We start from the raw sequence: 12,625 nt of genomic DNA, 5'->3' as shown, positions 1-12,625 counted from the left end.
CTCTGACCGTCAATGGCGTGTCCGGACAGGCTGGCTTGTTGCAGCAAGCGGCTTGGTGTGGGGCGGACTGTGCCTGTTCGCTCTGCGTCCTCCTGGCAGGAGCGACACCCCCAGGACAGTTTCCAGTGCCGGAGGCAGGCGCCAGACTGGCGCGGCAGGCGGTGCAATCCGGTCGGCGAAAAGATAGAGACCTGTCAGCACCATCACGGCAATGTGGCCGGTCTCCACCTGCAAAGGCACAAGCATCCAGGGCCAGCAAGCAAACACACAAGCCGCCCCGGTTCGAAGACCGAACCAGCAACCATCAGCCTGTGCCTCCTGTCCGAAAGCTGCCATCCGGCTAGTACCGTGGCACCTGTTTCTGGCCCATTGGGCGAGCGGGGACATACTCCAAACGACAGCGACACCGAACGCCAACGACAGGTCGATCCAGGTGCCGGCAAGCGCCAGGACAAACGCCAGTGGCACAAGCAACAGGCCCGACAAGATCCAGACGCAGAGATAACCGAGCAGAAAGGCAATACTTGCAGCCACCTTTTGGGACGCATGCACCACTCGGCCGACATAAGACAGATTGGCAGCAACCAGCGGCGCCATCATGGCGACGACCATCAGGATCCAGTCCGCGGCTACCGCTTGCAAGATCTGCGAGAATTGAAGGTTCGGTGCGGGCAGGTAAACGGATTGCGCAACATTCAGTCGCCCGCAAATAGCCGCGACGTTCGAAGCTGGTTGTGCGAAACCGAGCAGGAGGTAGCTGCCCGCGCTCAAGGCAACCAGCCAGGGCATTGCGCCCCGACTGGTCTGCACGGCAAAGGCCGCCAGCCGGGACATGTCATCTAACCCTGAGACGGTAGATGCTGATCCGGTCGACGGTAATTTCCGACGAGGCTCCCTCTGGCTGAACGAGACTGACTTCAAGCTCCTGGATTGCAGCACCAGCACGCGCCTGCATGGCCGCAACCTTGTCGGTGATTTCCACGGTTGATGACAGGCCGTTGCCTGCGTGCGAGCCGTCGGTTGAACTGGCCTTGCCAAGGCCGAAGAACACCAGAGTTTCGTTGATTTCCGCATCCGGTATGCCTGGCGCAACAACACGAACGGAAAGAACACCGCTCGGAGTGGTCCCCCGGACACCTTCAACGTTGAGATAAAGTCGCTCCGCTGCGGCCGGAGCTGCAGCAGCAAGGGCCGCAGTTGGCGCTGCAGCCAATTTCACGCGTGCTGTTACCGGACTTGCGGTAACCTGCAGCACCTCGTCGTTTGCCCCGACGAGTGTCGAAGTGCCCCGACCTGTCGGTGTGGTGGCCATTGCAATCCCCACGGTGGGCGTAATGCCCGTTCCATCGATCAGATTATCATAGACCGGCGCAAGAGCCGCGCCCGGCAGCGTGTCTTCCGGCGTGAAAATGGAAATATTTTGCTGTGCGTCCGGCATCGCAAATTGGCGCGGGAACGGCCCGTTGAGCCAGGGCCGGCTGGTTTCCTGGGAGTTGCCTCCCCCGGTCATCCAGGCCGCCCACAAGCGGTCGATGTTGCAATGGTGAACCCAGAAGATCGGATCGAGACCGGCAAAATCCGGATCGTACATCCAGCCGGTCGGACTGGGCGGTACGTTGCCGCCCACCATGACATGCACGAAATTGTGCGGGTCACTTTCGACCGCACCATAGGCATTGCCCTGCTGGTCGAAACCGCTGATAGGACCGCCATATCCAAGCGTGCCGGGGATTGATGTATAAACGGTCTGCGTGGTTTGCGCGTCGAGCGAAATGTCGACATTGATCCAGGCCTGCGGACCAAGTTTCACGGCAGGGCCACGAAACGCGTTGGCCAACGGGTTCGGCGTGTTGTCACCCGGAATGGTGCTGTCCAGAAACTCCTGCGGATAGTCTCGCGACGCTGGATCAGACCCGTTGAGATAATTCCAGTAGGGCAATGCCCATGTAGTCGGACCGCCCTGGCTGACAATCCAGTCTGCCAGGATTGCCTCGAACGCATGCAGATAGCCCCTGTGCCAGGGCAGGAAAAACCAACCCGCATGCTGACACTGGTTGAACATCAATCGTTGCTCGTCGGCGTTTGGCGCCGGCGTGGTCGGTGAAATGATGTTCTGGTCAATCCAACCCTGCGGATTGATGCCGTGGATCGCTGCCAGGTAGAGCCAGCTTGTCCGATCACGCAACTGGCGCGACCGCAGTTCACCAACGGCTCGCGCATACCAAAGCATCGTTTCGGACCATGGCCCGCCGAGCTTGGCAATGTCTTTTCTTATGCCTGCCATTATTTCCTCCCATTGAAAACTCGAGAGAACAGTCATCTGAATTTTGAAAAGCGAAAATTTACTTTCGGCGCCTGCAAATCAAAAGCGCATCAATCTGTTTTTCAAACAGGCAGCTACGTTAGCATGAAATAACGAAGATGTAACGCCCTAGGTTGACGGAATGCGACTGCAATACCATTACGTGTATTGAAAGTTGCAATATTCCAAGATCCCCCTCTTCCCGGTGTTCGAAGGCGAAATCACTTCGACTGGCTAGATACCCGTAACTCAACAAGAAGGCTGGCCAGATAGCCGGCTCACACGGATCCATGACCTCCGCCAGTGCCGGCAGGTGCCGGTTTCGGCCACTCCACGAAAGAGACCGCGGCGACAAAGGCAAGAACCAAGCCTGTCAGGATCAGGAAAACAGCCGAAAAGGACAGCCGGAAGGCTTCACGAGTGCCAATTGCACCGAGAGCACATCGCCTCCCTATTTTCCGACGATCACGTGCAAGTGAGCATCCAAAACAATCTAATTCAAATATTTAAGAAAAACTTCCCTAGCGTAATAAATGTATTGCTTTACAGACGACTAGATTGGAGGCAAGCTAGAAGCGACAAAAGGAAATATATTATCAAGCACGCAAGTGGACACAGAGCACTTTCGCCTGTCCATGGCGCAGCTCGCGTTGAAAATGCGTGTGAAAATCTGTCTACGTGAAACAATCATTGTTAATTACCTCATTATTTCTACGAAAAATTTGTGCCTAATATTTGATTTTAGACTGTTTTCAGGTGGAGCGATTTTGTCGCTACGAGGGAATTCATGCAGGCAGCCGCTGAATACCGAAAGCCCGTACGGCTATTCGAAAAATGGGAGAATCGGCAGAAAGTAATACTTTTTGCCGACGTAGTTGGATCTGCGCGGCTATTTACGACCGCCGACAATGCATCCATAGGAGCTTGGCTTTCCTTTGTCGCCTACCTGAAAGATGACCTTCTGCCGGAACACGATGGCAGGCTCGTGAAGTCATTGGGCGACGGCATTCTGGCTGAAATCGAGCACGCAACGAGTGCAGTCCGGTTTGCAATGCGTCTCACCACGGAACTGGCAAAGATTAACGAGCAACTCCCTGCTGTGAACCGGTTGCAGGTTCGCATCGGTATCGACACCGGCGACGTGCTCACCACCGGCGATGACGACATTTATGGCAGCCACGTCAACATTGCTGCCCGTCTCATGTCACTTGCCCGACCCGGAGAGATTGTTGCCTCCGCCGAGGTCAGGGATGCTTTGGCAAGCGAACTCGACGCGGAATTCGAGGATCTTGGTGATTGCCACCTCAAGAATGTCGCCGAGACGGTGCGGGCCTTCAGGGTTCATCCCGTGGGAACCCACCCGAGCATTTTTCCGTTACAGCAGTTCGAAGACCTGTTCCCCACCGTCGCGGTTATTCCCTTCACGCCACGCAGCAGATCAAGAGACAATTACGTGCTCGGTGAAGTGCTCGCAGAGGAATTGATCGTCGCACTGTCCCGGTCCTCGGAACTCAATGTCATTTCTCGCCTGTCGACGACAGGTTTTCGCATGCGGAACATCTCCCTTGCCAAGATCTCGGAGACGCTTCAGGCGGATTTTGTCCTGTCGGGGACCTATAGCGGTGATGCAAACCACGTAATTCTGGACGCGGAACTCGCCGACGCAAAAACCGGTCGCGTGATCTGGTCGGATCGCCTGAGCGAGGAGGTTCCTACCCTCCTTAGCGATTCATCCGTCATGTATCAGTTCGCCAAGGACTGCCACGCGGCAATCTTCCGGAGCGAGGTGCAACAGGCACTGTCCTGCCCCATGCAGACACTCGATGCCTATTCGCTTCTCATGAGCGCGATTGGACTGATCTACAGGCTCTCGCGCCACCATTTCGAATACGCCGCCGAACTTCTTGACGAACTGATTCACCGTTCGTCGCGCCAACCCGCAATGGCCTTGGCATGGAAGGCAAAATGGCACGTCCTGGCGGTTCAACAGGGTTGGACGGATTCGCCCGAGCGCGAAAAATCTCTTGCGTTGAGCTGCACGCAAACCGCGCTCGACCACGACCCGACAAATGTCACGGCCCTTGTGTCCGAAGGATTTGCCCTCACAAATCTCGCGCACAAGCTCGAAGAAGCTGAACAGCGTTACAACATGGCCCTCGAGTACAATCCGAATTATGCCATGGGTCGCCTGCTGCGCGGCACTCTCTTCGCGTTCAAGGGAGCTGGCGAGGAGGCTGTCAAGGACACGGAACTGGCCCTCCGCCTGTCTCCCATCGATCCCTACAGGTACTTTTTCCTGTCGCTTGCGGCATCCGCCTGCGTTACGGCCGAAAAATATGAACGCGCTCTCGAGTTCGCCAATCAGTCGCTTCGCTCCAACCGTGCGCACACCTCGACGCTGCGTGCCAAGGCTGTCGCGGAAATGCGCCTTGGACACACCGAACTGGCAGCTCAGACCATCAGCGAACTGCGCGAGCGTCAGCCGGATCTGACCGTAAGCCGCTGGCTGAAGAATTCGCCAAGTGCGCAGTTTCAGGTTGGGAAGGACTTCGCCGAAACCCTAAGGCAAGCCGGACTGCCGCCCTGAGAATGGAGCGGAACCGGCCAATCAAAAAGGTAGGGAGAGTTAGTCATGACACCTAGGGAAACAGCATATCCGGCAGGCGGCTTCGGGGGCTTTGGAGGATTTGGGGGCTTCGGGGGATTTGGCGGGTTCGGAGGGTTTGGGGGCTTCGGGGGATTTGGCGGTTTTGGCGGCTTTGGCGGGTTCGGCGGCGCCCCTTCCTTCGATTCACCGCTGATCGTGAACGCGCTGATCACCAATCACGATGGCATTGCCGGAACCTGGCAGACTGTTACAGCGGCCATCCAGGAGAACTGCCCGGAATACGATGCTTTTCTAGGCCGCCTCTCTCCGGAAGTCCGGCAAAGCATTTACGCACTTGAACTGGCATCGAGGCTCGGCTTCACCTTCAAGTTTGAGGGAACGAGCTCCGGAACGGCTCAGGTATGGCACGTGAACGTGACCAGCAACCCTGACGGGACCGATACGCCACTCGCGGCTTATGCCATGCTTGCCAGGATGTCTCGCCCAACCATGGCGATCTTCAAGAAGCAGCTCGATCTCGTGGCAAATTATGCAGACCTGCGGCAGGATCGTGCGGCTGAAATTATCGCCCAACTCAGCACACCCGTTGAATTTCTGCGGTCAATCGCATTCATCGCACCGGCTCGAACACCATATACGATCGAGCTGTTGGCAACTGCGCAGGGTCTCGCCAACCTGGTGGAGATGCGGATCAAGTATGCCCTGGCCTGCAAGCGTCCGATAGAATTCTCCCCGCAGATCCAGCCGATGATCCTGACGCCCACGCATGGCACCCTGCCGAGCGGTCATTCGACGGAAGCCTTCACGCTGGCCCGGGTTCTTTGGCTCCTCCTGAGGGATGCCGGTGTCGTGCCTTATGACGACACGATCTGGGGCAAGATGTTCATGCGTCAGGCCTCGCGCATTGCAGTAAACCGCACCGTCGCGGGTGTACATTTTCCGGTCGACAGCGAGGCCGGCGCAATTCTCGGGCTTACGCTCGGCGCCTATTTCGCGGGTCGGTGCCAGGGTTCCAATGAAATCAAGGGATGGACTTTCCACGGTGACCAGTATCCTGACAGCCGGGATTTCGACTGGACACAGCTCTACGATCCGGCAACCCACACGCAGAAGGACCCGGGAGCCTGGGCCGACGAAACCACAACGTCCCTCACCGGCACGACCATTCAATCCACGCCGCTGGCCTGGCTGTGGAACCGCGCAAAGCAGGAATGGCTGGACCTGAGGGAACCCTGTGCCGGTGGCAGCAGCGGTGGCGGAACACTCGAGGATGGTGGTGATGGTGCCTCGCCTTTGGAAGACGACGGCTCGTGATCGCATAGCAAAGTCGAACCGGAGGTCAAGTCATGTCGGATACCAACGGAACCCTTGATGAGTTTTCAATCGATCCGGTCACGAACTGGCGGCTGGCTGTTGCAGCAAAGTTCGGATCCGGAGAAGAAGACCCTTGGTGGGACATCCTCGTCGAGCTCGATGACATCTCACTCGATGATCTGATCGCCAGGGCCAAGGATATCGGCGGTGGCAACGGGCTTGAGGACGCAGTCCTCATCCCGAATTTCTATACCGCGCAACAGCGGGCGGCCAAGAAAGCGATCCTGTATCCCTCACTCTACGCAAAAGACATCTTCTTGCAGGAAGCGACGAGGAACGCGGGACAACTCGGCATAAAACGCATCATCCTTGGGACTGTCGTTCCGGTTGGACAGCTCGACACGAGCGCGCAGATCATGCCCGGCAATTTGCCGGAAATATTTGTCGAGGATGGCACCGTTGTTACCGCTGTCATCGACAACGGCATCGCGTTCGGCCATGAACTTTTCCGAAAAAACGACCCAAATGCGTCACGCGTTTCCTTTGCCTGGATCATGGACGCCAAACCGCGGACCGGCACCCTCGTCGTCCCGCAGGGCCACGCCCTTGCCAGGAGCGAAATCGACGGGTTGCTTGCCGCGAACACGTCCAGCGGGCTCCTCGATGAGCACCGCTTCTACAGTCAGTGCGGATTGATCGACTACAGCTGGCCCGGCCTCAAGCCGGCCGCCATGCGAGTGTCCCACGGCACCCATGTGATGGGACTTGCCGCCGGTTACCAACCCGGCACGAAGGACAACACGCGCCCCATCATCTGCGTGCAGCTGCCAACCGATCTCACCATGGATGTCAGCGGAGCGCAGATCCTGCCAGCTCTCGGACGCGCGATCGACTTCATCAAGATACACGCGGAACGCTACCGGCTCGAGACCGATCACGGCAAGCGGATCCCGCTGGTGGTCAATTTCAGTTTCGGGAATTTTGCAGGACCGCACGATGGTACCGGTCTGATCGAAGCGAAGATCGATCAAGAGCTTCACTCGACCACCCAGCGTGAAATCCAGGTGGCTCTTCCTGCCGGGAACGGCAATCTGGCGCGCACCCACGCGGAGGTTACCTTTACGGATGAGGATACGGGTAACGTCAGGCCCGCCAGCCTAGACTGGCGCATTCAACCTGACGACCGCAGCGCGAGCTACGTCGAAATCTGGATGCCGCCGAAGGAGAACCCTGACAACCTAGTGAGAGTGCGCGTTACGCCTCCCGTGGGACCGAGGAGTACGCCGGTTTCAACAGTGCCTGGAGAGACTGCGATCCTCCATTCCGGAGACAACGTGGAATTCGGCCGGATCCTCTACACACCTCCCCATGCGCCAACCTGGCGCGGTTGCATTGTCGTCGGCGTTCATCCGACCTTTCATCACGATGTCACGGATGACTTGGCACCTTCGGGTGTCTGGAAAATCGAAATCGAGAATGTTGCCCTGACCGAAACCGATCGGGTTCAGGTCTGGATCCGGCGCGACGAAACCTTGCCCGGGTTCCCGGCATTTGGACGTCAATCCTATTTCGACAATGACGACTATCAGCGTTTAGACAGCTTTGGGGCCCCCTTGCCGATCGATCCGCCCGGATCCGATTGCCTGGTCAAGCGCAGCGGCACCATAAGCGGCTTTGCCTGCGGCGAGTTTCCCGCCGTTGTTGCCGGATATGTCGAAACCCGCAACGATCTGGCCGGCTATTCTGCCGCGGGCCCGGTAACAACGGCATTCAATGCAACCGGTCCGACGAGAAACGGTCCGGATGCAGCCGCGGTCAGCGACGACACACCCGTCCTGCGAGGCATATTGAGTGCCGGATCACGCTGCGGATCGCTGGTGTCTCTCAATGGAACCAGTGTCGCGACACCTCAGGTTGCCCGATGGATGGCCGACAGGCTTGCACAAGGCCAAACAGCAACGAAGGGTGACGTGAGTGCACAGGCCGCATTTGACGATCATCCGCCACCGTCAAGACCGGCCAATACGCGAATTGGCGGCGGCCGGATGCAACGAAGAATTCGTTTCGGACCGGACAGAAAGGCCTGATCAACACGGCAGCGCTCGTCCGGATGATCCACTATCTTGAAATCAATGACCGCCACCACCGGCAGGTGCCGGTTTCGGTCGTTCCACGAAATAGAGCGCGGCGACAAGTGCGAGGAACAAGCCTGTCAGGATCAGGAAAATATCCGAGAAGGAAAGCAGGAACGCTTCACGGGTGACGATGCCAGACAACGTCTTCAAGGCCGCTGTTTCCGCATTCTGACCCAGTTCCGAGAACGCATGTGTCATGTTGGTCAATGTCTCATTGACGACGGGACGCGACCAGTTGACCGTTTCGGAAATACGTTCGTAGTGGAAATCCTGCCGATTGGTCAGCAGCGTGTTGATCACCGCAAGTCCGACGGCACCTCCCAGGTTCCGGGTCAGGTTGAACAGGCCAGATGCGTTCTTGATCATCTGCGGCGGCAACATACCAAGGGCGATATTGTTGATCGGCACCATGCACAGCATCAGCGAGCAGCCACGCAGGATCTGCGGAACCAGCAGCTCCCAGAAATCCCAATCGTGCGTAATACCGGTCACCATGTAGGTGCCGATCGCAAAGCCGGAGAAACCGATTGCCATCATCACACGCGGATCGAGCACGGACATCAGCCGCCCCGCAATCGGGGCTGTAAGGAACATGGCAAGACCGCTCACGAACATGGTCTCGCCAATCTGCAGCGAGGTGTAGTCGCGAACGCCGCTCAGATAGACCGGATAAAGATATGTCAGGCCGTAGAGCCCCACCCCCATAATGAAGCTGAAAAGACTGCCCATGGCGAAGTTCTTGTCGGCAAAGGCTCTCAGATCGACAATGGGTTCTCGCGCCGTGAAAGCCCGCCAGAAGAAGATCGCAGCTCCCAGCACAGTGATTGCGGAAAAGAAAACGATCTCGCCGCTCTGGAACCAGTCTTCGCCCGAACCTTCTTCAAGAACGAATTCCAGAGAACCGAGGAAGATGGCCATGGCCGCGAAGCCATACCAGTCAAAATGATCGAGCAGAGACAGATCCGGCTCGTCGAAATCGATCAGGGTAACAGCGGCAAGCGTAACGAAGATGCCCGGCACCACGTTGATCAGGAACAGCCAATGCCAGGAGCCGAATTCGGTGAGATAACCGCCGAGCGTCGGACCGATGGTCGGTGCCAGCGTTGCAACAAGACCGATCACGGGAGAGATGACGTTGAATTTCTCACGCGGGAAAATCAGATAAGCCGTCGCGAAAACCGTCGGGATCATGCCGCCACCGAGAAACCCCTGCAAGGCACGGTAGACGATCATTTCCTCGATCGTGGAGGCAGTGGCGCACATCAGGCTCATCACCGTGAAACCGGCCGCTGACAGCGCGAACATCCAGCGCGTCGACAACATGCGCGAGAGATATCCGGACAACGGGATCATGATGACTTCCGCTATCAGGTAACTTGTCTGCACCCAGGGAATGTCGTCCTGGGAAGCTCCAAGCCCGGCCTGGATTTCCGACAGGGACGCGGACACGATCTGGATATCCAGAATCGCCATGAACATGCCGAACACCATGCAGAGGAAGGTGAACAGCTTGCGTCCGTCGATGGATGCGCTTTGTGCCGTCTCGCTCATGTGACGTAGCCTTGAACCGGCGGTCATTCAGCCGAAAGGGACGGAATGGCCTGTAGCCGATCATTCGATACTGTTGGAACATCCGCGCAGGTCTTGCTGTCGACGGTCTGCTCTTCAAAGGGGCGGCATCCGCAAGATGCGGATACCGGGCTTGTGCGGTTGGAGGCCGCGGGGAGGACTTGAATAGATACGGACCCTTGATCCGCACCTGAAGGTCTAGTGGAGCGCCGACAGGGCGACGTTGTCTTTCTGGCCACCTGTCCTGGTGTCGACTTCGACAACCACCGACATGCCAGCTCGCAGATGTCCGCTTGTTATTTCTTCTTCCGGAACCTTGATCTTCACCGGCACGCGCTGAACCACCTTGGTGAAGTTGCCTGTCGCATTTTCGGCCGGCAGAAGGCTGAAGACGGAACCGGTCGCAGGAGCAATGCTTTCCACGGTTCCCTTGATCGGCTGGTCCGGATAAGCGTCGACGGAAATTTCAACCTCTGCTCCGGGCTGGATACCCTCGAGCTGAGTTTCCTTGAAATTCGCATCGATGTGAGTGTCGGCCAGCGGCACGATCGCGGCAATCCGGCTTCCCGGCTGCAGCAGGGAGCCAACCTGGGCTGCCCTGTTGCCGACGATGCCATCGACCGGTGCCCGAATGACGGTAAAGGCGAGGTCGCGCTCGGCTTTCTCAAGAGCTGTCTTGGCAGCAACCACTGCCTGTTCGGCTTCTTTCTTCTGGCCGTTGAGCACATCGATATTGGCTTTGGCCAGCGTCACCGCCGCCTGCGCATTCTCCAGATCCGCCTGCGCGCCTTTCAGTGAGGCATCGGCAGTATCAAGCGTTGCCTGGCTGGCAAATTTGTTGTCCGCCAGTCTTTTCTGACGATCGTAGTTCGCGGAAGCTTCGTCCTTCTGCGCCTTGGCGGAAGCAACAGACGCTTCAGCCTGCAGCACGGATGCCTTGGCAGCCGTAATCTGGGTCGCGATACGATCGACCGTTGCGCGGGCACTGTCGATGGAATCCTTTGCGGACTGGACGGCAAGCTTGTAGTCGCCATCGTCGATCTTCAGCAGCACGTCACCGGCTTTCACGCGTTGATTGTCGCCGACAGCGACAGACGCAACATAACCGGACACCTTGGAAAGGATGACGGTGATATCCGCGGTCACATAGGCGTCGTCCGTGCTGGCAATGAATCTGCCTTCGGTCCACCAATGGTACGCCTCATATCCGCCAAAGCCGAGACCGGCGAGCAAAACCAGCGTGAATACCCGCTTGGCCTTGCCTTTCTTTTTCGGTGGAGGCGCTTCTGCGGTGGTCGTTGCGGTTGTTACCTGTGCCTGAGACGAAACTGCCACCTGCCCGCCTTTGTCATCGCTTGTGTCTTTCGCGGAAGATGGTGTTGCCTGTCCGCTTTTCGAGGCTACTGAAGTCTCGTTGTCTTGATCCTGGCGGCTCGCAGCCTGCGGCCCACCACCGATCGCGCCGCTTTCGTTGCGGCCTTCTCTGAGTGCCACGATGGTATCCTTTGCCCAAAATTCTTGACCGCCCAGGCATTGACTGAACGGTTCGGTCAATGGCATTTATATGTTCATCCCCTTGGCGAACGCAAGGGTTCCGGCGAATTTTTTGCAACGCACAAGAGCCCCCCTGTTCAACAACCTGGTTGATCAAGACGGCAACAAGACACTTTGGGAGGGGGACGCGAGACGCATCACCTGTCCGGGAGTCGGATCCTGTCGAAGATATTTTCTAGGGGGCGTTTTGACTTGCAGACACAGCTGGTCTGACCAGGAAAGATTGAATGGTTCGTCCTGTTGGCCGATAGTGTTGAGATTGACCAACCACCTGCCGAACAGTTGACCTTTGCATTTATGGGAATGCTTTTTGAGAAAAACCGTGTGTTTGACAGAATACTAGCGGTAAACTACTGAAAGACGGCAGAAATTCGAGATTGCGATGACAACCGAAACACAGGAACTACCGGCGACAGCCGAAGATCCGGCTCAGAAGACCGACAACGCCAAGTGCAGGCAGATTCTTGCCGGAGCACGAAAAGTCTTCCGTGCAAAGGGATTCGATGGCGCCAGTATGGAGGTTATCGCCAAGGAAGCCGGCGTTTCCAAAGGCACGCTTTACGTCTACTTCAGCAGCAAGGAAGCGCTGTTCGAGGCGCTGATTCTGCAAGAACGTTTCAGCCAGGCGGAAATCCTGCGGGAAGCCCTCGTCAGCAGGGCTGACGTGAAAAGCGATCTGCACCGTATCGGCCGCAGTTATCTGCAGAAAATGGCGAATCCCGAAAAATTGTCGACCCTCCGCATGGTAGTCGGCGCTGCGGAAAAATTCCCTCAGTTCGGCGTTCTGCTCTACGAAGCCGGTCCATGCCAGGGCCGACGCGACCTTGGTGCCTTCATCCAGGAGCGGATCGACCGCGGCGAGTTGAAGGACTGCGATGTCGAACTGGCGGCAGGCCAGTTTTTCGACTTGTGTGTGGCGGGCGTTCTAAGGCGCATGCTGCTCAATGCCGGCCCAAAGCCGAGCGAAGAAGAAATCGAAACCAATGTTGCGGCAGCGGTGAAGGTGTTTCTGGCGGCCTACGCAGCGTGACAGGCCGCGCTGCCTCCCCCCTCAAAGTTCACATGAATTCGATTTCCGACCTGACCGGGGCGGACAGACGGGCGTAACTTCCTATATTAAGCGGTAAAGCAATTGCCACCGCA

At 57.4% G+C, this 12,625-nt stretch carries 8 protein-coding genes; 4 read left to right on the top strand and 4 right to left on the bottom strand.

Annotated elements, in window-relative coordinates; genetic code table 11:
- Positions 1–9 precede the first annotated feature (9 nt).
- Positions 10–834, bottom strand: coding sequence for a DUF2182 domain-containing protein (locus tag B0E33_RS25165; RefSeq protein WP_077292740.1), 825 nt, complete (start codon positions 832–834; stop codon positions 10–12).
- A 1-nt stretch (position 835) separates the two neighbouring features.
- Positions 836–2,284, bottom strand: a complete 1,449-nt coding sequence (locus B0E33_RS25160; protein WP_077292739.1) for a tyrosinase family protein — start codon at positions 2,282–2,284, stop codon at positions 836–838.
- A gap of 805 nt (positions 2,285–3,089) precedes the next feature.
- Here B0E33_RS25160 and B0E33_RS25155 point away from each other — a divergent pair.
- The 3 genes from B0E33_RS25155 to B0E33_RS25145 are packed head-to-tail and all read left to right on the top strand — an operon-like array spanning position 3,090 to position 8,311.
- Positions 3,090–4,889 carry an adenylate/guanylate cyclase domain-containing protein gene (locus tag B0E33_RS25155; protein WP_077292738.1) on the top strand — a complete coding sequence of 600 codons (1,800 nt, stop codon included), beginning with the start codon at positions 3,090–3,092 and terminating at the stop codon, positions 4,887–4,889.
- A gap of 45 nt (positions 4,890–4,934) precedes the next feature.
- Complete coding sequence (locus B0E33_RS25150; protein ID WP_077292737.1) at positions 4,935–6,224, top strand: phosphatase PAP2 family protein; 1,290 nt, start codon at positions 4,935–4,937, stop codon at positions 6,222–6,224.
- A 32-nt stretch (positions 6,225–6,256) separates the two neighbouring features.
- Complete coding sequence (locus tag B0E33_RS25145; protein WP_077292736.1) at positions 6,257–8,311, top strand: S8/S53 family peptidase; 2,055 nt, start codon at positions 6,257–6,259, stop codon at positions 8,309–8,311.
- Between the two features lie 42 nt (positions 8,312–8,353).
- Here the strand turns inward: B0E33_RS25145 and B0E33_RS25140 are convergent, their stop codons facing one another.
- Together B0E33_RS25140 and B0E33_RS25135 are read right to left on the bottom strand one after the other, a co-directional pair.
- Positions 8,354–9,910: a DHA2 family efflux MFS transporter permease subunit gene (locus B0E33_RS25140; protein WP_022998347.1), complete on the bottom strand. Its 1,557-nt coding sequence runs from the start codon at positions 9,908–9,910 to the stop codon at positions 8,354–8,356.
- A 216-nt stretch (positions 9,911–10,126) separates the two neighbouring features.
- Complete coding sequence (locus B0E33_RS25135) at positions 10,127–11,422, bottom strand: HlyD family secretion protein (protein WP_208997706.1); 1,296 nt, start codon at positions 11,420–11,422, stop codon at positions 10,127–10,129.
- A gap of 442 nt (positions 11,423–11,864) precedes the next feature.
- Here B0E33_RS25135 and B0E33_RS25130 point away from each other — a divergent pair, with 442 nt between their 5' ends.
- The gene (locus tag B0E33_RS25130; protein WP_055654581.1) at positions 11,865–12,512 is read left to right on the top strand and encodes a TetR/AcrR family transcriptional regulator; all 648 of its coding nucleotides are present in this window, start codon (positions 11,865–11,867) and stop codon (positions 12,510–12,512) included.
- The last annotated feature ends 113 nt before the right edge of the window (positions 12,513–12,625 follow it).

Origin of the sequence: Roseibium algicola (assembly GCF_001999245.1) — a bacterium.
Classification (GTDB): Bacteria; Pseudomonadota; Alphaproteobacteria; order Rhizobiales; family Stappiaceae; genus Roseibium; species Roseibium algicola.
This window is presented reverse-complemented; position numbering and strand designations above follow the sequence as displayed.